This window comes from Pseudomonas putida NBRC 14164, from assembly GCF_000412675.1.
Taxonomy (GTDB): Bacteria; Pseudomonadota; Gammaproteobacteria; order Pseudomonadales; family Pseudomonadaceae; genus Aquipseudomonas; species Aquipseudomonas putida.
Genome location: NC_021505.1, coordinates 3,896,119 through 3,920,317, shown reverse-complemented (window position 1 = coordinate 3,920,317; position 24,199 = coordinate 3,896,119). Strand labels below are relative to the sequence as shown.

Sequence of the window (24,199 nt, the reverse complement as noted above, 5' to 3'; positions counted from 1 at the left end):
CGCTGGAGCGGGACGATCAGCGGCGGCGGAACAGCGGCAGCGGTTCGTCTGTCGCGGCCTGGTAGGTCACCGAGAAGTCCTTCAGGCTTTGCAGCGCGTCTTCCGGGTCCTTGTCGGCACGGATGGCGAATGCATCGAAACCGCAACGGGCCATGAAGAACAGCTGGTCGCGCAGTACGTCGCCGATGGCGCGCAGCTCGCCCTTGAACTTGTAGCGGTCACGCAGCAGGCGCGCATTGGAGTAGCTGCGCCCGTCGGTGAAGGCCGGGAAGTTCAGTGCGATGACCTGGAAGTACTGCACGTCTTCGCCGATTTCTTCCGCTTCTTCGTCGCTGTCCAGCCACACGCCCAGGCCGCCGTCGCGGGCCTTGAGCACGTGGGCATGGTCACGCCACAGCTGCAGCGGCACGATGTAGTCGTCGCAGTTGGTCAGCTCGTCGAACGAGGTTTCCTTGGGCAGCAGGTGCCAGGTTTCGTCGACGATCTGGTTGTTCTTAATGATTCGCTGCATAGACGCGTTCCTTGAAGGGGTCGATGCCGATACGCTGGTAGGTGTCGATGAAACGCTCTTCCTCGGTACGTTGCTCGACGTACACGGCGATCAGCTTCTCGATCACATCGGCCATGGCATCCTGGGCGAAGGACGGGCCGAGGATCTTGCCCAGGCTCGCGCCGCGCGCGGCATTGCCGCCCAGCGATACCTGGTAGAACTCCTCACCCTTCTTGTCCACGCCGAGGATGCCGATGTGGCCCACGTGGTGGTGGCCGCAGGCGTTCATGCAGCCAGAGATGTTCAGGTCGATCTCGCCGATGTCGAACAGGTAGTCCAGGTCGTCGAAACGGCGCTGGATGGACTCGGCGATCGGGATCGACTTGGCGTTTGCCAGCGAGCAATAGTCACCGCCCGGGCAGCAGATGATGTCGGTCAGCAGGCCGATGTTCGGGGTGGCGAAGCCGCCTTCGCGCAGTTCCAGCCACAGCGCGTGCAGCTGACGCTGCTCGACGTCGGCGAGGATGATGTTCTGCTCGTGCGAAGTACGCAGGAAACCGAAACTGTAGCGTTCGGCCAGGTCGGCCACGGCGTCCAGCTGCTTGTCGGTCAGGTCGCCCGGGGCAACGCCGGTAGGCTTCAGCGACAGGGTTACAGCGACGTAGCCAGGGCGCTTGTGGGCCCGGGTGTTACGCGAGCGCCAACGGGCAAAGCCTGGGTTTTCGGCGTCCTGGGCGGCGTAGTCGACGTTTTCGAGGGCCAGGTACTCCGGGTCGACGAAATGGCGCGATACGCGCAGTACTTCGTCTTCGGTCAGCGTGGTGTTGCCGCCGCGCAGGTGTACCATTTCGGCCTCGACCTTCTCGGCGAACACTTCAGGCGTCAGTGCCTTGACCAGGATCTTGATCCGCGCCTTGTACTTGTTGTCACGGCGACCGTAACGGTTGTACACGCGCAGGATGGCGTCCAGGTAGCTGATCAGGTCCTGCCACGGCAGGAACTCGTTGATGAACGAGCCGACCACCGGGGTACGGCCCAGGCCGCCGCCGACCAGTACACGGAAGCCCAGCTCGCCAGCAGCATTGCGCACCGGCTCCAGGCCGATGTCGTGCACTTCAATGGCAGCGCGGTCTTCCTGCGAGCCGTTGATGGCAATCTTGAACTTGCGCGGCAGGTAGGCGAATTCCGGGTGGAAGGTGGTCCACTGGCGGACGATTTCGCACCACGGGCGCGGGTCGATGATTTCGTCTGCGGCCACACCGGCGAACTGGTCGGTGGTGGTGTTGCGCAGGCAGTTGCCGCTGGTCTGGATCGCATGCATCTGCACCGTGGCCAGTTCGGCGAGAATGTCCGGAATGTCTTCCAGTGCCGGCCAGTTGTACTGCACGTTCTGGCGGGTGGAAATGTGCGCGTAGCCCTTGTCGTAGTCGCGAGCGATCTTCGCCAGGGTGCGGACCTGGCGGGCGCTCAGCTGGCCGTACGGCACGGCGACACGCAGCATTGGCGCGAAACGTTGGATGTATAGGCCGTTCTGCAGGCGCAGAGGGCGGAATTCTTCTTCGCTCAGCTCACCGGCCAGGTAGCGGCGGGTCTGATCACGGAACTGCTTGACGCGGTCCTCGATGATCCGCTGATCGTACTCGTCGTATACGTACATAAAAGTCCTGTCTCAGGCATGCAGCTATTCGCGCGCACGGCCGCGCACTCCGGTACGGAGCCGGGGAACGATATCAGGTTGCGGTTATGCGCTAAAGTGATGTTTTTGCATATGAAAAGAACCAAATGAACTATGTGAGACTGACTGCCATTTGTGCGCTGGCGGTAGCCAGGCGTTTATAATCCGGGGTTTGCTTCGCAGAGATGTGACCCCATGCTCAAGGCCCTGTGCCAAAGCTTGTGTCTTGCCCTGCCACTGGCGGCAAATGCGCAGCCGGCCTCGGTGGTGTTTCTCAATCCGGGGCTGTCCACCGAGACGTTCTGGACCAGCTACACCCGCTTCATGCAGGCCGCTGCGGACGAACTGGGCATGTCCCTGCGCGTGGAGTACAGCGAGCGCCGCGCCGACCTGGCGCTGACCCAGGCCAGGGCGATCCTGGGTGGGGCGCATCGGCCGGATTACCTGGTGCTGGTCAACGAGCAGTACGTGGCACCCGAAATTCTGCGGTTATCGCGTGGCACCGGGGTCAAGCTGTTGCTGGTCAACAATGGCCTGACCCCCGGCCAGGCCCGCAGCATCGAGACCCAGCCCGACAAGTATGCCGAGCCCTTGGGTACCTTGATGAGCAACGACGAGCAAGCGGGCTTCCAGATGCTGCACCTGATGGTTGCCCAACTGCCTCGTGACGCAGGCCCGGTGGACTTGGTGGCCTTTGCCGGGCTCAAGACCACACCGGCTTCGCAGCTGCGCGAGGAGGGCATGCGCCGCGCCCTGGCCGACTTCCCTCAGGTCCGCCTGCGCCAGGTGGTATACGGCGGCTGGAGCCGCGAGCGCGCCTACGAGCAGGCGCAGCAATTGCTGGAGCGATACCCGGCCACTCGCCTGGTGTGGTCGGCCAATGACGAGATGGCCTTTGGCGCCATGCAGGCGTTCGAGGAGGCCGGGCGCACACCGGGGCGTGACGTGCTGTTCGGCGCCGTCAACAGTTCGCCCGAGGCCTTGCGTGCGCGCATCGACGGGCGCTTGAGCGCGCTGATGGGTGGGCACTTCACCCTTGGCGGTTGGGCCATGGTGATGTTGCACGACGATGCCCAGGGTGTCGCGCTGAACCGCGACGGCCAGCGCGTGCACAGTGCCCCGGTACTGCAGGCAATCGACGAGGCCAAGGCCAGGCGTTGGCTGAAACTGCTGGAACGGCCCGACTATGGCGTCGACTTTCTGCATTACAGCGCCGAAGGGCGGCCGGCCAGCTACCAGTACCCGTTTCTGACGTCACCGGTCGACTATTGAAAGACCTTGCTTGAGGGAAGGGCATTGCTCGTCTTAACTGCTGGTTGTGAAGTGCATTCCCATAACCACTACAAGAGGCAATGCAATGGGAAACTCAACCAAGGTCCGCAAAGCTGACAGCAGCGTCGATGCCTGGGCGATCCTCTGCCTGATCGTCCTGGTGGTGGTCACTGCCGTTTATTGGGTCAGCCACCAGTAGACTTTTCTATCAGACCGTGATGTAGCAACAGCGCCTGCGGGGGGATGTCCTGCGGGCGTTTTTGTGTTGCCTGTCCCGGCCTCATCGCCGGCAAGCCAGCTGCCGCAGGTACAGCGCAGGCCCTGAGGCTGCAGAAAACCTGTGGGAGCTGGCTTGCCGGCGATGAGGCCGCTACAGGCTAGCGGGTAAGGTGCAGGGCCAGCTGCACCAGGCCGATCAGCACCATGATGAATATCAGGGTGAAGAGCGTCCCCAGCGCAATGAAATGGCTGGCTTTGCCGTGGGTGAAATCGCGAGCGCGGTTCTTGCCGCTTTGCACGCCAAAGGCGGCGGCGAGGATGCTGTGCAGCATCTGCCAGAAGGTTGGGGGTTTGCCTTGGCTGGAATCGTCCATGGTGGCTCCTGAAGAAATCAGAGGCAATCAGGGACAGTGTAGGCAACGACGCCAAGGTTGCATGTGCCGGCCTATTCGCGGGGCAAGCCCGCGAAGAGGCTGGCACACCCTTAGTTGTCGTACCCGAGGTTCGGCGCCAACCAGCGCTCGCTGACGCTGACATCCTGGCCTTTACGTGCGCTGTAACGCTCGATCTGGTCCTTGTCGACCTTGCCCACGGCAAAGTACTGCGCCTGCGGGTGGGCAAAGTACCAGCCGCTGACCGCCGCCGCCGGGAACATTGCAAAGTGTTCGGTCAGGAACACCCCGCTTGGCCCGGTTTCGCCGATGGCGGTGCCGTCGAGCAGGCGGAACAGGGTTTCTTTCTCGGTGTGGTCGGGGCAGGCCGGGTAGCCCGGGGCCGGGCGGATGCCGCTGTACTGCTCCTTGATCAGCGCTTCGTTGTCCAGGTGCTCGTCGCGGGCATAGCCCCAGTGCTCTTTACGCACCTGCTCGTGCAGCCACTCGGCGCAGGCTTCGGCCAGGCGGTCGGCCAGGGCCTTGACCATGATCGAGCTGTAGTCGTCGCCTTTGTCCTGGTAAGCCTTGGCAACTTCCTCGGCACCAATGCCGGCGGTGGTGATGAACCCGCCCACATAGTCGGTGACGCCGCTGGCTTTTGGCGCCACAAAGTCGGCCAGCGACCAGTTGGGCTTGCCGTCCGGCTTGATGGTCTGCTGGCGCAGGTGGTGCAGGGTGGCCAGCGCCTTGCCGTCCTCGCCGTACACCTCGATGTCGTCATCGGCCACCTGGTTGGCCGGCCAGAAGCCGAACACCGCGCGGGCGCTGATCAGCTTTTCGTCGATCAGCTTGTCGAGCATCTCGCGGGCGTCCTTGTACAGCGAGGTGGCAGCTTCGCCAACCACTTCGTCGGTGAGGATGCGCGGGAACTTGCCGGCCAGGTCCCAGGAGATGAAGAACGGGGTCCAGTCGATGTATTCGGCCAGGGTGCGCAGGTCGATGTCTTCCAGCACCTTGACGCCGGTGAAGGAGGGCACCGCTGGCTGGTAGCCGGCCCAGTCGTACTGCGGCTTGGCGGCGATGGCCTGGGCGTAGCTCAGGCGCTCGGTGCGGGCACTGCGGTTGGCGGTGCGCTCGCGCACATCCACGTACTCCAGGCGGGTCTTCTCGACGAAGCCCGGCTTGAGCTCCTTGGACAGCAACTGGGTGGCCACGCCAACCGCACGCGAGGCGTCGGTGACGTAGATGACGGCGTCGTTGCTGTACTTCGGTTCGATCTTGACTGCGGTGTGCGCCTTGGAGGTGGTGGCGCCGCCGATCATCAGGGGCAGTTCGAAGCCCTGGCGCTGCATTTCGCGGGCAACGTGGACCATCTCGTCCAGCGACGGGGTGATCAGGCCAGACAACCCGATGATGTCGCACTTCTCGTCGCGGGCGGTTTGCAGGATTTTCTCGGCAGGCACCATCACCCCGAGGTCGACGATGTCGTAACCGTTGCAGCCCAGTACCACGCCGACGATGTTCTTGCCGATGTCGTGCACGTCACCTTTTACCGTGGCCATCAGGATCTTGCCCTTGGCTTCTGGCTTGTCGCCTTTTTCGGCTTCGATGAACGGAATAAGGTGCGCCACTGCCTGCTTCATCACACGGGCCGACTTGACCACCTGGGGCAGGAACATCTTGCCTGCACCGAACAGGTCGCCCACCACGTTCATGCCGCTCATCAGCGGGCCTTCGATGACCTCGATGGGGCGTGCGCATTGCTGGCGGCACTCCTCGGTATCCTCGACGATATACGCGGTGATGCCTTTGACCAGTGCGTGCTCCAGGCGCTTGCCGACCGGCAGCGAACGCCAGGCTTCGTTTTCGACTTCCTTGGTGGCGCCGCCGCCTTTGTAGTCGTCGGCAATGGCCAGCAGGGCATCGGTCCCTTCCGGGGTGCGGTTGAGCACCACGTCCTCGACCTTCTCACGCAGCTGGGCCGGGATCTCGTCGTAGATCTCCAGCTGGCCGGCGTTGACGATACCCATGGTCAGGCCGTTGCGGATGGCGTGGAACAGGAACACCGAGTGGATCGCCTCGCGCACCGGGTTGTTGCCACGGAACGAGAACGACACGTTGGACACACCGCCCGAGGTCAGCGCATGGGGCAGGTGGTCACGGATATAGGCACAGGCCTCGATGAAGTCGACGGCGTAGTTGTTGTGCTCTTCGATGCCGGTGGCAACGGCGAAGATGTTCGGGTCGAAGATGATGTCTTCCGGCGGGAAGCCCACTTCGTTGACCAGAATGTCGTAGCTGCGTTTGCAGATTTCCTTCTTGCGCGCGGCGGTGTCGGCCTGGCCAACCTCGTCGAAGGCCATCACCACCACGGCGGCGCCGTAGCGCTTGCACAGGCGGGCGTGGTGCTTGAACTGCTCGACGCCTTCCTTCATGGAAATGGAGTTGACGATGCCTTTGCCCTGAATGCACTTCAGGCCGGCTTCGATCACTTCCCATTTGGAGGAGTCGATCATGATCGGCACGCGGGAAATGTCCGGCTCGCCAGCGATCATGTTGAGGAAACGGACCATGGCCGCCTGGGAATCGAGCATCCCTTCGTCCATGTTGATGTCGATCACCTGGGCGCCGGCCTCGACCTGCTGCAGGGCGACTTCCAGGGCTTCGGTGTAGTTCTCTTCACGGATCAGCCGGGCGAACTTGGCGGAACCGGTGATGTTGGTGCGCTCACCCACGTTGACGAACAGCGACTGGCGATCGATGGTGAACGGTTCCAGGCCCGACAGGCGACAGGCCTTGGCGATCTCCGGGATCTCGCGTGGCTTGTATTTGGCCACGGCTTCGGCAATGGCCTGGATGTGGCCCGGGGTGGTACCGCAGCAACCACCGATGATGTTGAGGAAACCACTGGCAGCGAATTCTTCGACTACTGCCGCCATTTCGGCCGGGGTCTCGTCGTACTCACCGAAGGCGTTCGGCAGGCCGGCGTTGGGGTGGGCGGAAACGTGGGTATCGGCCTTGGTCGACAGCTCTTCCAGGTACGGGCGCAGGTCCTTGGCGCCAAGGGCGCAGTTCAGGCCCACGGAAATCGGCTTGGCGTGGCGCACCGAGTTCCAGAACGCTTCGGTGGTCTGGCCCGACAGGGTACGGCCGGAGGCGTCGGTGATGGTGCCGGAGATCATGATCGGCAGTTCGACAGCGTCCTCCTCGAACACCTGCTGCACGGCAAAAATGGCCGCCTTGGCGTTGAGGGTGTCAAAGATGGTTTCGATCAGGATCAGGTCGGCGCCGCCCTCGATCAGGCCACGGGTGGCCTCGATGTAGTTCTCTACCAGCTCATCGAATGTGACGTTGCGGTAGCCGGGGTCGTTGACGTCCGGGGAAATCGAGCAGGTGCGGCTGGTAGGGCCGAGCACGCCTGCAACGAAGCGCGGCTTGTCGGGCGTTTCCAGGGTCTTGGCATCGGCTACCTGGCGGGCAATGCGCGCGCCTTCCACGTTCAGCTCATAGACCAGCGATTCCATGCCGTAGTCGGCCTGGGAAATCTGCGTGGCATTGAAGGTGTTGGTTTCAAGGATATCCGCCCCGGCATCGAGGTAGGCTTTCTCGATGGCAGCAATCACGTCCGGGCGGCTGAGCAGCAACAGGTCGTTGTTGCCTTTCACATCGCTTGGCCAATCGGCGAAGCGCGTGCCACGATAGTCGTGTTCCTCGAGACGGTAGCTTTGGATCATAGTACCCATGCCGCCGTCGAGGATCAGGATGCGCTCTTTGAGTGCGTTCTGGAGTGCTTGGAGACGAGCGCTGCGGTCGGACATAGGAACTACCTGGTCGGGCAAATATCAGAAGGTGCGGAATCATATCAAAGTTGCGCGGTTCTTAGGCGCATCGCCCATTTGCATGAAAACCGCTCATGTTGATGACACGGTTAACAGCACCCGGCACGACCAGGCAACAATCGTGATAGCTTTTTAGAATCAGGACTTTTCGCACATGGTGCATCGTATCCTTGCCGGCGCCTTCGCCCTGCTCATCAGCGGCGCGGTGTTCGGGCAAGCCCCCCAGTCGAGCCCGGCTATTTCCTACACCCGGGACATTCAGCCGATCTTCACCGAGAAATGCGTGGCCTGCCATGCCTGCAACGACGCCGCCTGCCAGCTGAAGCTGGAAAGCCCCGAAGGTGCGGTACGAGGGGCCAGCAAAGTCCCGGTCTACGAGGGCGACCGCAGCAAGGCGGTGCCCACCACGCGGCTGTTCTACGACGCCCACAGCGAAGAGCAATGGCGCAAGAAAGGCTTCTACTCGGTGCTCGACAACCAGGGCAGCCAGGCCGCGCTGATGGCGCGTATGCTGGAGCTGGGGCACAAGACCCCGCTCACGCCCAACGCCAAGCTGCCCGAGGAAATCGTCCTGGGCCTGAGCCGCAACAACATGTGCCCGTTGCCTCATGAGTTCGACGCCTATGCGGGTGCGCACCCTAAGGAGGGCATGCCGCTGGCGGTGACCGGGCTGACAGACAAGGAATACGACACCATGCGTCGCTGGCTGGCGGCCGGTGCGCCGGTGGAGTACCAGCCGATCAAGCCCAGTGATACCGAAGCCAGGCAGATCGCCGACTGGGAAGAGCTGCTCAACCGCCCAGGTTCCACCGAGGCGCTGGTTGGCCGCTGGCTTTACGAGCATCTGTTCCTGGCGCACATCTACTTCGTCGGCGGCGAGCAGGGCCACTTCTTCCAATGGGTGCGGTCACGCACGCCCAGCGGCCAGCCGGCCGACATCATTGCCACGCGTCGCCCCAACGACCCACCTGGCACCGACTTCTATTACCGCCTGATCCCGGTGCAGGGCGTGATCGTGCACAAGACGCACATCACCTACCCGATGGGGCCGCAGAAGCTCAAGCGGGTGAAGCAGCTGTTCTACGCCGGCGACTGGCATGCCGCCGCGCTGCCAGGCTACGGCCCGCGTCACCGGGCCAACCCGTTCGAAACCTTCGAGGCCATCCCGGCAGTGGCGCGCTACCAGTTCATGCTGGATAACGCCGAGTACTTCGTGCGCACGTTCATCCGTGGCCCGGTGTGCCGCGGGCAGATCGCTACCGACGTGATCCGCGACAACTTCTGGGCATTGTTCCAGGAGCCGGCCTTCGACCGCTATATCACCGATGCCAAGTACCGTGGCGAGGCCACGCCGCTGCTGGCCATGCCCGGGCAGATCGATGACGTGGGCAGTGTGCTGAGCCTGTGGCACGCCTACCGCGACAAGCGCAACGCGTATGAAAAGCTGCGCCGCGACGCCTATGCCGACATGCCGGCGCCGGGCTGGTCGACCTTGTGGGCCGGTAACGACAACGCGCTGCTGAGCATCTTCCGCCATTTCGACAGCGCTTCGGTCAGCAAGGGCCTGATCGGTGATGTGCCGCAGACCGTGTGGCTGTTCGACTACCCGCTGCTGGAACGCACCTATTACCAGCTGGCGGTAAACTTCGACGTGTTCGGCAACGTTTCGCACCAGTTGCAGACGCGCCTGTACTTCGACCTGATCCGCAATGGCGCCGAGGTCAACTTCCTGCGCCTGATGCCGGCCGACCATCGCCAGGCGATTCTCAGCGACTGGTACCAGAACAGCGGCAAGGTGAAGATGTGGATGGATTATGAAGACATCGACAGCGACACCCCGAGCGGCATCAAGCTCGACCCACGCGACCCCAAGCGCGACTTTGGCCTGAAGCTGCTGCAGCGCACCGGCAGCCTGAATGCTGCGCCCGACCCGATCAACCGCTGCCAGGGCGCGTTCTGCTCACGGCCGCAGATGAGCGAAGAGTTCCGCAATGCCGAGCAGTCACTGAGCCGCCTGGTGTCGCGCCCGGCTGCCGGGCTGAAGGTGATCAACCAGTTGCCCGAGGCGACCATGCTGCGCATCGAAGGGCAGGGCGGCCAGCGCCAGGTGTACAGCCTGCTGCGCAACCGCGCGCACAGCAACGTGGCGTTCCTGCTGGGCGAGGCGTACCGCTACCAGCCGGGGCTGGATACCCTGACGCTGTACCCGGGCGTGCTCAGCAGCTATCCCAACTTCATCTTCAATGTGCCAACCAACGATGTGGCGGAATTCGTCGAGGACATGGAGTATGCGAAAGACGATGCAGCCAGGTTCGAGCGCATTGTCATGCGTTGGGGTGTGCGCCGCAGTCACCCTGACTTCTGGCGCTACTTCCATGACCTGAACAGCTTCATCAAGGAGACCACGCCGGTCGAGGCGGGTGTGCTGGACATGAACCGCTATGAGAACCTCTGATCGGGTAGGCTGACCTTTCCGAGTACCCTGCGGTCGGAAATGGTGGGTGGTCCGGGGGCTGCTATGCAGCCCGGTTGCCGGTGAGCGCGGTCCCTGTGGGAGCTGGCTTGCCGGCGATGGAGCGCAAAGCGCGCCCGAAGGCCTCAATACACCGGCAAGCGCAGGGTATTTCATGCTGTATTCGCTTCAGGCACTGCGGGCGTTCGCCGCCTGGGTGGTGGTGTGCCACCATTTCATGCAGATCTTCTTCGACTTCCACGCCACCGGTCCTGTGGGCCAACTGCTCACCGACCGTGGTGCCGTGGGTGTCGACATCTTCTTCGTCATCAGCGGGCTGGTCATCTACCTGTCGACCCGCGACAAAACCATCGAACCGCGCCAGTTCCTGCTCAATCGGGTGCTGCGTATCGTCCCTGCCTACTGGTTTTACACCGCGTTGATGGCCGCTTTGCTGCTGGCCTTCAGCCAATGGATGCCACATCAGGAATTCGCCTGGCATCACATGCTCCTGTCGATGCTGTTCATCCCGGCGGAAAACCCCGGTGGCTATGGCCTGTACCCGACCCTGAACGTGGGCTGGACGCTGAACTTCGAGATGTTCTTCTACCTGCTGTTCGGTTTGGCCTTCCTGGTACGCCAACGGCATCACCTGCTGCTGGTTACCGTCGCGTTGTTACTGGTCAGTGAGGTGCTGGGCCGGCTGGGTGTGCTCAGCCGCTTCTACAACAACGACATCATCTACGAGTTCCTGCTCGGCATTGGCCTGGGTGTGTTGTACCGCCGTGGCCTGATCCGCCAGGGGCGTTGGCTGCCGCTGGTGGTGCTGGGGGTGGCGGGCCTGGCCATCTATCACCTGGATGCGTCCCAGCGCTTGCTGCACTGGGGCGTGCCGAGCGCGATGATCGTGCTGGCCTTCATCTCCCTGGAACCGGCCTTCCAGGGAAACCGGCTGCTCAAGGCCTTGGGCGACTGTTCGTATTCGGTGTACCTGGTTCATGTGCTGGTGCTGTACGCCGGCTGGTTCGCCAGCGAGCGGCTGCATTTGAACCCATACCTGGTGTTCGCCCTGTGCGTACCGTCCATTGGACTAATGTCGTGGTTCAGCTACCAGTGGCTGGAGCGCGGCCTGTACCGGCGCATGCAGGCCTGGCTGGCGGCGCCACGGGGGCAGGCCGCGGAATATGCGCTTTCCCGAGTCAAATGCTAGGACTTTGTTCGAGGAGCCGGTTGGCGTACACTTGGCGGCAAGTCTGTGAGGAACCTACATGAGCGATATAACCATTACCGACGCCGCCCATGACTACCTGGCCGATCTGCTTTCCAAGCAGAACACGCCTGGCATCGGCATTCGAATTTTCATCACCCAGCCGGGCACTCAGTACGCAGAGACGTGCATTGCCTATTGCAAGCCGGGCGAAGAGAAGCCTGACGACACCGCCGTGGGTCTGAAGAGCTTCACCGCTTACCTGGACGCAGTCAGCGTGCCGTTCCTGGAAGACGCACTGGTCGACTACGCCACCGACCGCATGGGTGGCCAGCTGACCATCAAGGCACCGAACGCCAAGGTGCCGATGGTCAATGAAGACAGCCCGATCAACGAGCGTATCAACTACTACCTGCAGACCGAGATCAACCCCGGGCTGGCCAGCCACGGTGGCCAGGTCAGCCTGGTGGACGTGGTCGACGACGGCATCGCGGTGCTGCAGTTCGGTGGTGGTTGCCAAGGCTGCGGCCAGGCCGATGTTACCCTGAAGGAAGGCATCGAGCGCACCTTGCTCGAGCGTATTCCGGAGCTGAAGGGCGTGCGTGACGTGACTGACCACACCCAGAAAGAGAACGCCTACTACTAAGGCCGATGCACCTGCATGGCTTGTGTAAGGGCGGCTCTCTTAGCAACAAACTGTTACGGTTTCAACCCCTGCGACAACAGGCCGCAGCCCGTATTCAAAGGGCTGCAGGCCATACCCGCGTTCGTCGGGTAGAACCGCTTTGGGTGTCATGCAAGAATGCCCCGGTTTTTCAGCCGGCCCGTCCCGAGGGCCGGCACCTTCCCTGTAAAGGATGGTTTCATGAATGATCTATTTACCCGGCGCGCGGTTGTCGCCGGGATGGGCGTTCTCGGGCTTGGCCTGCTGGCAGGCTGCAGCCCGGCCCGCGGGCTCGAGTTCAAGTACGGCAAGAACATGAGCAACGAGATCCTTGGGCGCAAGTTCCGCCTCAAGGACCCGCAAGGCAATGTGCGCACCCTGTCGAGCTTCTACGGCAGCATGCCGATGATCTTCTTCGGGTTCACCCAGTGCCCGGCGGTTTGCCCGACCACCCTGGCGCGCGCGGCACAAATCCGCAAACTGCTGCGCGGTCGTGACCGCGACCTGTTCCAGGTGGTGTTCATCACCTTGGACCCGGAGCGCGACACCCCCGAAGTGCTCGATGCCTACGTCAAGGCCTTCGACCCGTCGTTCACCGCACTCACTGGCACCCCCGAAGAAATCGCGGAAGTGGCCAAGGAGTTCAAGGTGTTCTACGAGAAGGTCCCGGCCGGTGACACCTATACCATTTCTCACTCGTCCACCAGCTACGTCTACGATACGCGTGGCACCCTGCGCCTGAGCCTGGGCCATTCCCTGAATGCCAAGGAATGCGCCGAAGACCTGGTCACCCTGATGGAGATCTGCTGAATGTCGATGCAACCGATCAAACGCGGCCTGGCTGCCCTGGCACTGATGGGTCTGGCCCTGCCGGCCCTGGCCCAGACTACCGTGAGTGATGCCTGGGTCCGTGCCAGCGTGCCGCACCAGCAGTCCACCGGTGCCTTCATGACCCTGACCGCCAGCAGCGATAGCAAGCTGGTGAGCGTGGCTTCGCCCGTGGCCAAGACCGTGCAGGTGCACGAGATGACCATGAACGGCGACGTGATGGGCATGCGTGAGGTGAAGGCTGTCGAGTTGCCGGCCGGCAAGGCCGTGACCCTGGACCCGAATGGCCTGCATGTGATGCTGATGGGCCTGAACAATCAGGTAAAGGAAGGCGATAAAGTGCCGCTGACCCTTACCATCGAAGATGCAAAAGGTGCCAAGGAAACACTGGACGTGCAGGCAGAAGTGCGCCCGCTCAACGCTGAGGCGGGCGGTGGGCATGACCACATGCACATGAAGCACTGACCGACCAAAGGGCCGCGCTTAGCGGCCCTTTTCTTTTTCAGCGGCGCCTTTCAGCTACGAAAGCGCGGCAGCGGCCTGTCGAGCGTCAGCGAGGTCAGGGTCTTTCGAACCTGGGCCTCATCGGCCTCCAGTGCCTTCAGGCTGGCGCGGATCTTGCCGGCGGCGGGCACATCGCCCTGCCGGTCGATCCAGTCGGCAATCTCCTTGCAGGCACTGTTCAGGCAGGCCTGGCGCTGGTTCATCAGCGACAGGAGGGTGGTGAGCTCTCTTTCGGACATGGCAGGATCCTCCATTCAGCCTTGTCAGTGTAGCAGAGGGTTGGTGGGCCTCCCGTTGCCTCTGCAGGAGTTGCCGAAGAGGCGAAAATGAACGCTCCATTGCCCAAGTAACACCGAGTTACTGTTGGGGCGAATAAACACAGTGTTTAAACCGATGCCGCTACGCGGCATGGGGTATCAACCTTAACTGCTTGATCTGGTGTGCTGCATAGTTCTGTCATGCAGTTTTGCAGACCTAGGCCCGCTTTCGGCATCGGTTGACGCGTGTAGGAATATTCTCAGCCTGATTCTTCCTGCGCTGGCCGTGCCCGCTATGGTTACAACTTCAGCATTGAGCCCGGTGGTGGATGAACTCTAAAGTCAGTCGACCTAAACCGCTGGCTCAGGAATACAGCCATTATGCAGGCGTTGAGTCGTAACCCCGGAACACGTTCTCTGGCGTTGGGCTATTGCTTTTCCAAATGTGGTGAATTTGCCTTCGAAGCTGCGTTTGCCGTGGCAATCGTGTCCATGACCGAGGCGGATCTGCTTTTGATTGGCATCGCCTATTTCTTCCGCTACTTGCCGAGCATGGTGTTTTCACCCTTGGGGGGCTGGCTGGCAGATAACGCAGACAAGAAACGAACACTATTTGCGGTCGAGGCGGCCAAAGGTCTGCTGGCACTTGCCTTCTTTACCTTGTTCAGCTTGTCCTCACCCGTGTTGCCCGTCCTGGTCGGCCTTGCGATGCTGATGACAGCGCTCGAATGCCTTTATGTGCCTGCGTTTCGCGCGTACTTTCCGGACCTTGTCGAAAAGGCCCAGCTGGCCTCGGTGAACAGCGCTATCCAGGTGATCGAGGATGCTGCCTCGATTATCGGGCCGTTGGTGTTTTCGGCATGTGTGTTACTGCTGACTCGCGAAGCAACCTTTTTGTTCTTTGCGGGGTGCCTGGTGTTGTCGGCCATTTCCATCGCTACCCTGGGGCCTGCCAGGCAGGGCGCCCGGCAGGCATTCGATGGGCGCGCCATAGTCCGGGATGCGGCGCGCAGTGTCAGTCAGCTCAGGGTTAGCAATGCGCCTTTGTTTGCTGTTATTGGCTGCACCACGCTCTGTGCGATGTTCGCCACCTCGGTGATTCGCTTTATCCTTCCTGCGTCAGTGCTGGAACACTTTGTCTCTGAAGCGGCGGTGGGCTACGTATTCTCACTGCTTGCGGCAGGCACTGTGCTGGGTGGCGTGCTCTACACACGCTTCAACCCGCGCACCACCGCACGATTGGTGGTGCGTTACTGGGTGCTGTACGGTGCACTGTTTTTTGCTGCAGCCGTGGCACTGCAATTCAACAACTGGGTGTTCCTGCTTATGTTGTTCCTGGTCGGCTTCATGGGTGCATTTGTCGATATCGCTATCGTGACCAACATCCAGTGTTTGTCGAGTGAGCATGAAGTTGGCCGGAATTTTTCCCTCTACTACTTTACTGCCGTCATTGGTGACGCCGTTTCAGGGCTGGTTGCCAGCCTGGTCTTTGTGCTTGCGGGGCCGGCCACCTTGGTCTGGATGACGTTCATGCTGTTCATCGCGCCAGTACGCTGGAACCTGAAAGCACATTCCCTGGATGGCGACAATCGTGGATAGCCCGACGCGCGGTGTGGCGCATGGGGCAAGCTTGAGTTGGCTTCAGGCGGGTAATACAGATTGAGCGCATGCCTGCCGATACGCCCCCGGCGTAACCCCGTAGGCTTGCTTGAACTGCCGACTCAAATGGCTCTGGTCAGCAAAACCAAGGTCGAACGCCACCTCCGAAGCGGCCAGGCCGCTCTTCAGCATTTCCCGGGCGCGGGCCAGGCGCCGCTGCTTCAGCCAGGCGTGCGGTGGCGAGCCGGTGGCCTGGCGGAACACCCGGGCGAAGTGGAAGGGTGACAGGTTGACGGCCGCCGCCAGCGCTTCGAGCGAGGGTGGGTCGGCCAATTGGCTTTCCAGCAGTTCGCGGGCGCGGGCCACGGCCAGTGGTTCGTGGCCTGGGGCCGAGGGTTCGGCGCATTGCCCGTGGCGTTGCACCAGGGCCAGCACCGCCTGGCGCCACGCGGTTTGTTGCTGCAGGGCGCTGGCGCCGTTTTCGGACAACTGATGCAGCTGGCTGAAGGCGATGGCCAGGGCCGGGTCGTGGATCACGCTGTCCCTGAAGCTGGGCATGCCGTGGCGGCCCAGTTCCAGTTCGTCCAGTACACCGGTGACCCGCTCGTGCTCGGGGTAGAAGCCGCGATAGCGCCAGCCCGCCTCATGGGCGGTGGCGCCGGTATGCAGCTCGTCGGGGTTGATCAGCACCATGCTGCCGACCGGCGCCAGGTGCTCGCTGCCGCGGTGCCAGAAGCGCTGGGCGCCGGATTCGATCACCGTGAACACATAGCCTTCATGCACATGCGGGGCGAAGCGCTGCTGGAAGTAGCGCGCGTGCAGCATCTCGACGTCGCCCAGGGCCGGCGCCTGCCAGAGGTGTGTCTGCTCGCGCAGGGGCGTGGTCATGCCAGCCAGCTGCGCAGAAGGAAGAAGATCAACATGCTCACCAGCATGCTCAGCAACACGCTGCGGGTCAACAGTACCAGGGCGATGGCCACCAGTGAACCGAGCAGGTAGGGGTTTAGCAGGCTCAGGTTGAGCTGGTGGTCGGGCATGAAGATGATCGGGCCGCAGATGGCGGTGAGCATGCCGGGCACGGCAAAGCCGAGGAACTGCCGGGCATTGGAGCTCAGACGCAAGGGCAGGCGTGGCTCAAGGAACGCGTAGCGGTTCAGGAACACAATGGCGCCCATGGCGAAAATCAGGATCCAGGTCATGCGCGGGCTCCGGCAAACTTCTGGCAGATGAACCCGGCGCTCATGCCCAGCAGGCCTGCAGCCACCAAGGCGGCCTCCCAATGCCAGTAGCTGAACAGCACCGAGCAGAACAGCGACACGGCTACACACACCACGGTAGCCAGGTTGCGCACCAGCGGCGCGATCAGGGCGACGAAGGTGGCTACGATGGAAAAGTCCAGGCCGAGTTGGTCGAGGTGGGGAATGTTCTGGCCCAGCACGATGCCGGCCAGGGTGAACAGGTTCCAGGCAACGTAGAACGTCAGGCCTACCCCCAGGGCATACCAGCGGTTGAATTGCTGCTGGTCGTACTTGCTGGTCAACGCGAAGAACTCGTCGGTCAGCAGGAAGCCCAGGCCCAACCGCCAGCGCAATGGCTGGCTGGACAGCACCGGGCGCATCGACAGGCCATAAAGCAGGTGCTGCGAGGTCAGCAGCAGGGTGGTGAGCAGGATCGACGCCAGGTTGGCGCCGCCCTTGAGCATGCCAATGGCAACCAGTTGCGCGGCACCGGCGAAGACGATGGCCGATAGCCCTTGCCCCTGCCAGGCACTGAGGTTGGCCTCGATGGCCATGGAGCCGGCCAGCAGGCCCCAGGGGGCGACGGCCAGGGACAACGGCATGATGGCGATGGCGCCGTGGAGGAAGGCTTGGCGAGCGATGTGGGGCATGATGGCTGCAATGCGTGTACGAGGCAGATCAGCATGCCAGACGGGGCGGGGGATGGCTTGAACGATCTTGCTGCTCGACGCGGTTCCTTGCGTGAGGGACTGTCTTCGCAGTAATTGAAAGCTTGCGCGATCACTGTGGGAGCGGGCGCGCCCGCGAACACGGGCGAAGCCCGTGCCATACGCCGCGCCGCCTGCTTCGCGGGCATGCCCGCTCCCACAGGTACAACGCAGGCTTCAGCCTGATGCGGCAGCTGTGGGTAGGTCACGGATGGCGGGTCAGGTGTTGTTGCGCCGTCATGCAGCCGTTGATGTCCACGGCTTTCTGCAGCAGGCTCAGGCGGTGCGGTGGGTCCAGGTCGCCGAGCAGGCGGTACACCTCGGCCTGGTAGTCGCGCTGGCGCCCCCACAACATTTGCAAGCCTTCTGGCCGGCTGCGGCTGCAGGCCAGGCGGGTGGTCGGTTGCGGGTAGTAGGGGGCGTACACGGTGGCCATGCTGGGGATGGCCTCCAGCGCCGCACGGTATTCGCTGCTGGCATTGTAGGGCCGGCACCAGGTGGCGATCGCTGGCGCGGGTGCGGCAAACCCCTGCTTGAGACTGGCTTCGAGCAATGGACAAGCGGCATCCGGAATTTGCGCGGCGGGCAGGTAAGTCATGTAGTACAGCGCCAGGCGGTACTGGGCGACCGGATGGCCCAGCTCTACCGACTTTTTCAACAGGGCAACCGCTGTCGGCAGCGTATGGGCCATGGCCTGGCCCTGGCGGCTTAGCTCGGGATCGCCGCCCAAGGCGGTGCGCAGGGTACTGGTATCGTCGCCCTGGTTATCGGCCTGCTCCAGCAGCGGCAAGGCCTGGCGATAGAGCAGGTCGGCGTGAGGGTCGATGCGCACCTCCAGCGCGTGCGCAGCCAGCGGCATCAGGGCGGCCAACAGCGGGGGCAGGCGTCGCATGCGGCTCACAGGCAAGCCCCGTGGGCGGCCAGGCAAGGATGGGCGGCTTCGATGTTAATGGCGGTCAAGCGTACGCCTCTGGAAAATCGGAACGACGGCCTATTCTAGCCACCCAATGGGGGTGGCCGGAAGACCAGTCGACAACTGTCAGACGAGCTTGATCGGCGTGACCTTGCGTTGAGCGTGTTTTTCCTGGGCCAGGCCAAGCTTGGCGGTAATGACCTTGGCCAGGGCGTTGTTGCCCAGGTCGTTCAGGTGCAGGCGGTCGATGAACAGGTCAGCGCCGAACACTGGCGAGCTGCTGAGCATGCCGTTCATGTCATAGCAGGGCACCGGGTCGGCCTGGCTTTTGATGCGGCGGAAGAAGGCCGAGTGCAACTGGCTGTCGAATGCGCCGTCCAGCAGCCGGTCGAAGTTTGCCGGTTGTTGTTCCAGGGCGGCCAGCATGGCCTGCTCGCCAGCAGGCAGGGTGTCCCGGCACCAGGGCAGCAACGGCTGCAGGATGAAGGTGAGGGTAGCGTGGCTGTCTGCCAGCAGCCGGTCCCACTGACGCAAGGTGCGGCCAATGCTGTCGGCCGCGCGGGCCAGGCGCTTTTCCGGGGGCGAAAGCGGCCAGATGACCGGAGCTTGGGCCGCAGGCGTGGTCAGGGCCTGGCCGATGCGCCGCCACAGTGACGGCCTGCGGGGTGGTGCGGCAGGCTGCAGGCCTTCGCTGAAACTGTTGAGAAAAGCCTGGTAGGCCTTAGCGTGCAGTGGGTTGTTGGGGCTGCCGAGCACTTCACTCAGCGCTTCGTGGGCCAGGCTGTTGAGGCCGCTGAGCACCACCACGTGGCCGAGCTGGCTAAGGCGGTGCTGGTGAGTCAGGAACATAAGCAGCTCCTGGCTGGCATTGAGCCCGCAACCGGCCAGGCTCAGCCAGACCTCGCCGGTGAGCGCCGACAGGTGCGAGGCCACCGTGTGTTCGTCGGAGCTGGCGCCGATGCCCAAGGCCGTGGAGCCGCCGACCAGCAGGTTGATACGTGAAGCGCCGCCGCGTTCGGCCGCCGAAAAACGCTTCCCGGCGCAATGGCTGTAGCGCAGGCCAAGGGCATCGGTGTTGATGGTGCCGGAGCGGTAGCCGGTTTCATGCACGTGCACAGTGTGCGGCGCACGGCGGCTGCCCAGCAGCAGAAAGCGCTGGTAGTCCTGTTGCAGCGGCGAAGGAGGCGGGCTCATATCAGTCGCTGTCATGGTCTTTCCTTCTGTTGCAACGGGCACTTCGCATCAGGGTCAGGCCGCCAGTTCGTTAAGGTTGTACAGCAGGCCGCCGGCGGCGATCAGCAGCAGGGCAACGCCCGAAGCCAGGCTGATCACGCGGTTGCTGCGCTGCGAGGCGATTTTGCCGATGGCGAAGATGTACAGGCTGAGCACGGCGAAGTCGATGGCCACCCACAGCAGCGACAACACCACCATGCTTTTGCCGAACGACTCGGTGATCTGGATGAACTGTGGGAAGAAGGCGATGAAGAAGATGATGTCCTTGGGGTTGGAAATACCCACCATGAAGCCTTGCAGCAGCCCGCCACGCGCGGCCTTGGGCGCCTCGCTCGCCGCCTCCGGGGCCGGCGCCTGCAGGGCGTCCCTCAGCGTGCCCACGGCGATGTAGCCGATGAACAGGCAACCCAACAGGCTCATGGTACTGAGCCATGCCTTGTCGATGGCGGCGCTGGTGAGGATGATCCAGGCTGCGGCGCCGATCAGCACCAGTGAGGCCCAGTTGGTGCCAACGGCGGTGAACATGGCCTTGCGCGAGCCGGAGGCAGCCGCAGTGTTGACGATCAGCGCCACCACCGGGCCGGGGGTGGCGATGAGCAGCAGGACGGTGAGGGCATAGGTGAAGGTGAGTGCGGTATTCACGGTCAGTTCTCGATCAGTAAGTCGGGTGTCGCAGGGTGTGCGGCATGTGCGTGGAACGGGCAGCGTGACGGGTTGAGCGAGCCTGTCTCCTGCAGTTGGTATTGCTTCCATTCGTAGTTGTCGGTGTCGCCGAAAAAGCCAAGGGTGTCGGGCATGACGCCGTCGTTGTAGTGGTGCACGCGCTCGCGTATGCGCTCGCGGATGCGTTTGCCACTCTCGGTGTTGGCGTTGGCCACTTCGTCGAAGTTCGCCCGTGGATTGATGACGAAGGTGATGTGATGCCCCAGGTTGCGGCTTTTCATCTGCTGGTGGCCGGGGAAGTTCATGTTGATGAACAAGGGCATGCCGGCATAGCAGAACGACCAGCCGTTGTCGTCGGGGTCGGTGGGCATGCCTTGCGGCCAGGGGTGCGGGTCGCGCGCATGCACGCCACGCAACACCTTCCAGGCCAGCGCCTGCTGTTCGGCCAGGGTGTAATCGGCGGCGGTTTCGAGAAACACCACCAGTGGGCTGCCGATGCGCTGCTTGGGTGTGATCGGGGCGACGGTACCCACGTAGTCGGCCAGGCCCTGGGCGATGTCATCGGCCAGTTGCTCGGCGCGGGCGAAGAGGATGTGGCAGGTTTCGCCATTTACCGCCTTGCGGCCGAACAGGCAAGGGAAGTCGGGGTTGGCAAGGATACTGCGAAAGTGTTCTATGGTTTTGAAGGTCCAGTGTTGCGTATTGCATCCATGTTCAACGGCCTGCTCTAGCGCATCCAGGCGATAGCAATTTCCATATCCCGTAAACATGATTTCCCCAGGCGTTGATTAAGTGAACGTTCCAGTCATATGCAGGCAGGATCTTGGTTATGTTTATTATTTACCTGCATTTTCCGAGACGCTCTCGACGTTGTAAAACGCGTGGAACTATGACCTACTATTAGTCTTGTTCATGCTCGGGACGTCGCCATGTCGGAACGGATTCAGGCCTTGCACGCCCTGCGTGCCTTCGAGGTGGCCTCTCGCTATGGCTCTTTTACCCGTGCGGCGGAAGAACTGGCCCTGACCCAGGGGGCGGTCAGCCATCACATCAAGACCCTGGAAGCCCTGTTTGGCTGCGACCTGTTCGAGCGGCGTGGCCCGAAACTGAGCCTGACCGAGCACGGGCGCCTGCTGTCGCAGGAGCTGAAGGTTGGCTTCAAGATCATCGAAAATGCCTGCGCGTTGCTGCGCCAGGACCGCTACGGCCTGCGCCTGAAGGCGCCGTCAACGCTCACCATGCGCTGGCTGTTGCGGGCGCTGGATGCGTTCAAGAAGGCCGATGACAACTGCAGCGTGCAACTGTCCAGCGTGTGGATGGATATCGACACCGTGGACTTCTATTCCGAGCCCTACGACTGCGCCATCCTGTTGGCCAGCGGGCGTTTTCCCGCTGATATCGAGAGTTTCAAGCTGTTCGATGAATGGCTGATCCCGGTGTGCCAGCCCGACTACATGCCACAGCCTCAACCGGCCCTCGCAGACCTCGCCCAATGCGAGTTCCTGCACCCGTCACCCGACCGGCGCGACTGGCGACGCTGGCTGGCGCGGATGGGCGCACTGGAGATCAGCATCGACCAGGGGCAAGTGTTCGATACGCTCGACCAGGGCATTTCGGCTGCCCAGCAAGGCCTGGGTATTTCGGTGGTCGACCTGGTGCTGGCCAGTGCCGACCTGCAGGCCGGGCGCCTGGTCACGCCGTTCAAGCACGCAGTGGCCACCGGTGACGGGTACTACATGACCTGGCTAAAGGCCAGCCCTAAAGCGCGGCAGATGCACAAGCTGCGCGACTTCCTGCTGGGCCAGGTTCCACCACTGGCCTACAAGGACATCAATTACCTGTACGGTTGAACACCCGCTCGAGCATGAAATCGATGAACACCCGCAACTTCGGCGGCATCTGCCGCCCGGACGGCCACAGCAGATAGAAGCTACCGCGCCGTTCCATGAAGTCGTCGAGCACACTGACCAGCGAGCCATTGGCCAATTCACGACCCACGTTGAAGTCCGGCAGACAGGTAATGCCGCGGTGGTTCAAGGCAAAGCAGACGCGTGTTTCGACGTGGTTGCAGACCATCGAGATGGGGATGTCATAGGCTTGCTCGGGATGCTCCTGGCGCAGCGGCCAGGTTTCCAGCTTGCCGTTGCTGGGGAATCGATAATGCAGGCAGGTATGCGCCGCCAGGTCGCGTGGGTGCAAGGGTGTGCCGCGTTCGCGCAGGTACTCGGGCGAGGCCACCAGGCGGTGCTGAAAGTGCCCCAGGAATTTGGCGCTGAGCCGGGAGTCCACCGGCTGCCCGCCGCGCATCACCACATCGAAGCCTTCGCCGACGATATCCACCATGCGGTCGGAGAAGTCCAGGTCCAGTTCAACCTGTGGGTACAGTGCCATGAACTCGGCCAGTGCCGGCATTACCAGTCTGGTCACCTGCGGCATGCTCACCCGCAGGCGCCCGCGCGGCGTTTCGCTGGCCTGCGACAGTTCCTGCTCGGTGGCCTCTATTTCGGCAAGGATGCGCCGGCTGCGCTCGAGGAACATCGTGCCTTCGGCGGTGAGGGTAATGCTGCGTGTGCTGCGGTGGAACAGGCGCACGCCCAGGCGGCTTTCCAGGCGCGCCACGCGTTTGCCCACGGCCGAGGCAGTGATGCCCAGCGACTGGCCGGCGGCGACGAAGCTGCGGGTTTCGGCCACCCGATTGAAAACCACGAACCCGCTGAGGCTGTCCATGTTGCATTCCTGATTGCGGACATAAATGTCCTGGGTGAGCGGCATTGTAACCGTCTTTTTCCGCAGTGGCCTTGCTTGCAGACTGTCCGCCTTGTTTTCCCACTCAAGGCAATTGCAATGTCCCGGACATCCTCCCCACCGTTGCTGGACGCCAGTAGCGAACGCCTGCCCCTCAGCGGGCTGCTGGCACTGGCCATGACCGGCTTTATCGCCATCCTCAGCGAAACCCTGCCGGCGGGCTTGCTCGACCAGATCGCCGACGGCATGCACATCAGCCAGGCCATGGCCGGGCAATGGGTCACGGCGTATGCCTTGGGCTCGTTACTGACCGCCATCCCGTTGGTGACGTTGACCCAAGGCTGGTATCGGCGCCGGGCGCTGTTGCTGGCGATCCTCGGCTTCGTGCTGTTCAACGGGCTGACCGCCTTGTCGGGCTCCAACAGCCTGACCCTGGTGCTGCGCTTTTTCACGGGGGCTGCCGCCGGCCTGGCATGGGGCCTGATCGCGGGCCATGCCCGGCGCATGGTGCCGGCACCGTTGCAGGGCCGGGCCATGGCGTTGGCGATGCTCGGGCAGCCGATTGCGCTGTCGCTCGGGCTGCCCATTGCCACCTGGCTGGGCGCTGGGCTGGGCTGGCGTGCAACGTTTGTGCTGGTCACCCTGGTGGCGTTGCTACTGGTGGTGTGGGTGCTGCGCTCGGTGCCGGAGTACCCGGGGCATGCCGCTGGCAAGCGCCCGGCGGCCATGCAGGTGTTGCGCACGCCGGGGGTGTTGATCGTGCTGCTGGTGATCCTGACCTGGATCCTTGGCCACAACATCCTCTACACCTACCTTGTGCCGCTGCTGGCGGCGGCGGGCATGGCTGGGGAAATTGGCGCGGTGCTGATGGTGTTCGGCCTTTCGGCGCTGGCCGGGATCGGCCTGGTGGGGATGCTGGTCGACCGACACCTGCGCAAGCTGGTGTTGCTGAGTTTGGCCGGTTTTGCCTTGGCCACGCTGGCATTGGGGCAGGCGTCGTCTTGGTTGATGTACCTGAGCATCGCCCTGTGGGGCTTGACCTACGGTGGCGCACCGACCCTGCTGCAGACCGCCTGTGCCGATGCGGCGGGCGAGGGCGGGGATGTGGCGCAATCGATGCTGGTGACAGTGTGGAACAGCGCTATCGCCTTGGGCGGGATCGTGGGTGGCGCGTTGCTCGTCGGGAGCGGGACCGAGGCCTTTGGCGGGGTGGTGTTGGCATTGATCGCGGTGGCCTTGTTGCTGACCTGGGCGGCGCGCAGAAGTGGCTTCGTGGCGGGGGCCCGCTAGCGTAGAATTGCGATTTTCAGCAGAGGTCGA

Annotated in this window: 22 protein-coding genes; 9 read left to right on the top strand and 13 right to left on the bottom strand. The window is 62.8% G+C overall.

Features of this window, described 5'->3' with window-relative positions; all coding sequences use genetic code 11:
• Positions 1-16 precede the first annotated feature (16 nt).
• Positions 17-511, bottom strand: coding sequence for a DUF934 domain-containing protein (locus tag PP4_RS17295; RefSeq protein WP_016485947.1), 495 nt, complete (start codon positions 509-511; stop codon positions 17-19).
• Positions 495-2,147, bottom strand: a complete 1,653-nt coding sequence (locus PP4_RS17290) for a nitrite/sulfite reductase (RefSeq protein ID WP_016500494.1) — start codon at positions 2,145-2,147, stop codon at positions 495-497. Before PP4_RS17290 ends, PP4_RS17295 begins: the two co-directional genes overlap by 17 nt.
• A 213-nt stretch (positions 2,148-2,360) precedes the next feature.
• Here PP4_RS17290 and PP4_RS17285 point away from each other — a divergent pair, with 213 nt between their 5' ends.
• Entirely contained in the window at positions 2,361-3,437 is a 1,077-nt protein-coding gene (locus PP4_RS17285) for an ABC transporter substrate-binding protein (protein WP_016500493.1), read from the top strand.
• Between the two features lie 377 nt (positions 3,438-3,814).
• On the opposite strand, the gene PP4_RS17280 is transcribed toward PP4_RS17285, so the two are convergent.
• Together PP4_RS17280 and metH are read right to left on the bottom strand one after the other, a co-directional pair.
• Entirely contained in the window at positions 3,815-4,030 is a 216-nt protein-coding gene (locus tag PP4_RS17280) for a DUF2970 domain-containing protein (protein WP_016500492.1), read from the bottom strand.
• Between the two features lie 110 nt (positions 4,031-4,140).
• Positions 4,141-7,848 (bottom strand): methionine synthase, encoded by a 3,708-nt coding sequence (metH, locus tag PP4_RS17275; RefSeq protein ID WP_016500491.1) that lies wholly within the window; start codon positions 7,846-7,848, stop codon positions 4,141-4,143.
• A 175-nt stretch (positions 7,849-8,023) separates the two neighbouring features.
• Here metH and PP4_RS17270 point away from each other — a divergent pair, with 175 nt between their 5' ends.
• From PP4_RS17270 to PP4_RS17250, 5 genes are all read left to right on the top strand, one after another.
• Complete coding sequence (locus tag PP4_RS17270; protein ID WP_016500490.1) at positions 8,024-10,324, top strand: fatty acid cis/trans isomerase; 2,301 nt, start codon at positions 8,024-8,026, stop codon at positions 10,322-10,324.
• A 172-nt stretch (positions 10,325-10,496) separates the two neighbouring features.
• Positions 10,497-11,531: an acyltransferase family protein gene (locus PP4_RS17265; RefSeq protein WP_016500489.1), complete on the top strand. Its 1,035-nt coding sequence runs from the start codon at positions 10,497-10,499 to the stop codon at positions 11,529-11,531.
• 58 nt (positions 11,532-11,589) lie between these two features.
• Positions 11,590-12,174 (top strand): Fe-S biogenesis protein NfuA, encoded by a 585-nt coding sequence (gene nfuA / locus PP4_RS17260; protein WP_016500488.1) that lies wholly within the window; start codon positions 11,590-11,592, stop codon positions 12,172-12,174.
• A 219-nt stretch (positions 12,175-12,393) separates the two neighbouring features.
• Positions 12,394-13,002 (top strand): SCO family protein, encoded by a 609-nt coding sequence (locus PP4_RS17255; RefSeq protein WP_016500487.1) that lies wholly within the window; start codon positions 12,394-12,396, stop codon positions 13,000-13,002.
• Entirely contained in the window at positions 13,003-13,485 is a 483-nt protein-coding gene (locus PP4_RS17250; protein WP_016500486.1) for a copper chaperone PCu(A)C, read from the top strand.
• Between the two features lie 50 nt (positions 13,486-13,535).
• On the opposite strand, the gene PP4_RS17245 is transcribed toward PP4_RS17250, so the two are convergent.
• A complete protein-coding gene (locus tag PP4_RS17245) occupies positions 13,536-13,763 on the bottom strand; it encodes a hypothetical protein (RefSeq protein WP_016500485.1) in 228 nt (75 codons plus the stop codon).
• A 399-nt stretch (positions 13,764-14,162) separates the two neighbouring features.
• Between PP4_RS17245 and PP4_RS17240 the strand changes: the two genes are divergently transcribed.
• Positions 14,163-15,380, top strand: coding sequence for an MFS transporter (locus PP4_RS17240; protein ID WP_016500484.1), 1,218 nt, complete (start codon positions 14,163-14,165; stop codon positions 15,378-15,380).
• 42 nt (positions 15,381-15,422) lie between these two features.
• Here PP4_RS17240 and PP4_RS17235 read toward each other — a convergent pair whose 3' ends face one another.
• The 7 genes from PP4_RS17235 to PP4_RS17205 all read right to left on the bottom strand — a co-directional run bounded on the left by PP4_RS17235 (position 15,423) and on the right by PP4_RS17205 (position 20,904).
• The gene (locus tag PP4_RS17235) at positions 15,423-16,268 is read right to left on the bottom strand and encodes an AraC family transcriptional regulator (protein WP_016500483.1); all 846 of its coding nucleotides are present in this window, start codon (positions 16,266-16,268) and stop codon (positions 15,423-15,425) included.
• A complete protein-coding gene (locus PP4_RS17230) occupies positions 16,265-16,579 on the bottom strand; it encodes an AzlD domain-containing protein (protein ID WP_010953340.1) in 315 nt (104 codons plus the stop codon). Before PP4_RS17230 ends, PP4_RS17235 begins: the two co-directional genes overlap by 4 nt.
• On the bottom strand, positions 16,576-17,268 hold the full coding sequence (locus tag PP4_RS17225; protein WP_016500482.1) for an AzlC family ABC transporter permease: 693 nt from the start codon (positions 17,266-17,268) through the stop codon (positions 16,576-16,578). Before PP4_RS17225 ends, PP4_RS17230 begins: the two co-directional genes overlap by 4 nt.
• 262 nt (positions 17,269-17,530) lie before the next feature.
• A complete protein-coding gene (locus PP4_RS17220; RefSeq protein ID WP_070100151.1) occupies positions 17,531-18,217 on the bottom strand; it encodes an SEL1-like repeat protein in 687 nt (228 codons plus the stop codon).
• A gap of 147 nt (positions 18,218-18,364) precedes the next feature.
• A complete protein-coding gene (locus tag PP4_RS17215) occupies positions 18,365-19,447 on the bottom strand; it encodes a hypothetical protein (RefSeq protein WP_016500480.1) in 1,083 nt (360 codons plus the stop codon).
• A 39-nt stretch (positions 19,448-19,486) separates the two neighbouring features.
• A complete protein-coding gene (locus PP4_RS17210) occupies positions 19,487-20,113 on the bottom strand; it encodes a LysE family translocator (RefSeq protein ID WP_016500479.1) in 627 nt (208 codons plus the stop codon).
• A gap of 2 nt (positions 20,114-20,115) precedes the next feature.
• Positions 20,116-20,904, bottom strand: a complete 789-nt coding sequence (locus PP4_RS17205) for a YqcI/YcgG family protein (RefSeq protein ID WP_016500478.1) — start codon at positions 20,902-20,904, stop codon at positions 20,116-20,118.
• A gap of 159 nt (positions 20,905-21,063) precedes the next feature.
• Between PP4_RS17205 and PP4_RS17200 the strand changes: the two genes are divergently transcribed.
• Positions 21,064-21,984, top strand: a complete 921-nt coding sequence (locus PP4_RS17200) for a LysR substrate-binding domain-containing protein (RefSeq protein ID WP_016500477.1) — start codon at positions 21,064-21,066, stop codon at positions 21,982-21,984.
• Here the strand turns inward: PP4_RS17200 and PP4_RS17195 are convergent.
• Positions 21,965-22,861 carry a LysR family transcriptional regulator gene (locus tag PP4_RS17195; protein ID WP_041168094.1) on the bottom strand — a complete coding sequence of 299 codons (897 nt, stop codon included), beginning with the start codon at positions 22,859-22,861 and terminating at the stop codon, positions 21,965-21,967. The two genes, PP4_RS17200 and PP4_RS17195, sit on opposite strands and share 20 nt — an antisense overlap.
• Positions 22,862-22,978: 117 nt before the next feature.
• Between PP4_RS17195 and PP4_RS17190 the strand changes: the two genes are divergently transcribed.
• Entirely contained in the window at positions 22,979-24,169 is a 1,191-nt protein-coding gene (locus PP4_RS17190) for an MFS transporter (RefSeq protein ID WP_041167789.1), read from the top strand.
• Positions 24,170-24,199 lie beyond the last annotated feature (30 nt).

What these genes read in the sequence shown, in the direction of transcription:
- PP4_RS17290 (WP_016500494.1), bottom strand. Translation starts at nt 2,147, where the DNA reads ATGTACGTATACGACGAGTACGATCAGCGGATCATCGAGGACCGCGTC.
- metH (WP_016500491.1), bottom strand. Translation starts at nt 7,848, where the DNA reads ATGTCCGACCGCAGCGCTCGTCTCCAAGCACTCCAGAACGCACTCAAA.
- nfuA (WP_016500488.1), top strand. Translation starts at nt 11,590, where the DNA reads ATGAGCGATATAACCATTACCGACGCCGCCCATGACTACCTGGCCGAT.
- PP4_RS17235 (WP_016500483.1), bottom strand. Translation starts at nt 16,268, where the DNA reads ATGACCACGCCCCTGCGCGAGCAGACACACCTCTGGCAGGCGCCGGCC.
- PP4_RS17245 (WP_016500485.1), bottom strand. Translation starts at nt 13,763, where the DNA reads ATGTCCGAAAGAGAGCTCACCACCCTCCTGTCGCTGATGAACCAGCGC.
- PP4_RS17200 (WP_016500477.1), top strand. Translation starts at nt 21,064, where the DNA reads ATGTCGGAACGGATTCAGGCCTTGCACGCCCTGCGTGCCTTCGAGGTG.
- PP4_RS17255 (WP_016500487.1), top strand. Translation starts at nt 12,394, where the DNA reads ATGAATGATCTATTTACCCGGCGCGCGGTTGTCGCCGGGATGGGCGTT.
- PP4_RS17265 (WP_016500489.1), top strand. Translation starts at nt 10,497, where the DNA reads ATGCTGTATTCGCTTCAGGCACTGCGGGCGTTCGCCGCCTGGGTGGTG.
- PP4_RS17190 (WP_041167789.1), top strand. Translation starts at nt 22,979, where the DNA reads ATGTCCCGGACATCCTCCCCACCGTTGCTGGACGCCAGTAGCGAACGC.
- PP4_RS17215 (WP_016500480.1), bottom strand. Translation starts at nt 19,447, where the DNA reads ATGACAGCGACTGATATGAGCCCGCCTCCTTCGCCGCTGCAACAGGAC.
- PP4_RS17285 (WP_016500493.1), top strand. Translation starts at nt 2,361, where the DNA reads ATGCTCAAGGCCCTGTGCCAAAGCTTGTGTCTTGCCCTGCCACTGGCG.
- PP4_RS17230 (WP_010953340.1), bottom strand. Translation starts at nt 16,579, where the DNA reads ATGACCTGGATCCTGATTTTCGCCATGGGCGCCATTGTGTTCCTGAAC.
- PP4_RS17225 (WP_016500482.1), bottom strand. Translation starts at nt 17,268, where the DNA reads ATGCCCCACATCGCTCGCCAAGCCTTCCTCCACGGCGCCATCGCCATC.
- PP4_RS17280 (WP_016500492.1), bottom strand. Translation starts at nt 4,030, where the DNA reads ATGGACGATTCCAGCCAAGGCAAACCCCCAACCTTCTGGCAGATGCTG.
- PP4_RS17240 (WP_016500484.1), top strand. Translation starts at nt 14,163, where the DNA reads ATGCAGGCGTTGAGTCGTAACCCCGGAACACGTTCTCTGGCGTTGGGC.
- PP4_RS17270 (WP_016500490.1), top strand. Translation starts at nt 8,024, where the DNA reads ATGGTGCATCGTATCCTTGCCGGCGCCTTCGCCCTGCTCATCAGCGGC.
- PP4_RS17220 (WP_070100151.1), bottom strand. Translation starts at nt 18,217, where the DNA reads ATGCGACGCCTGCCCCCGCTGTTGGCCGCCCTGATGCCGCTGGCTGCG.
- PP4_RS17205 (WP_016500478.1), bottom strand. Translation starts at nt 20,904, where the DNA reads ATGTTTACGGGATATGGAAATTGCTATCGCCTGGATGCGCTAGAGCAG.
- PP4_RS17295 (WP_016485947.1), bottom strand. Translation starts at nt 511, where the DNA reads ATGCAGCGAATCATTAAGAACAACCAGATCGTCGACGAAACCTGGCAC.
- PP4_RS17250 (WP_016500486.1), top strand. Translation starts at nt 13,003, where the DNA reads ATGTCGATGCAACCGATCAAACGCGGCCTGGCTGCCCTGGCACTGATG.
- PP4_RS17195 (WP_041168094.1), bottom strand. Translation starts at nt 22,861, where the DNA reads ATGGACAGCCTCAGCGGGTTCGTGGTTTTCAATCGGGTGGCCGAAACC.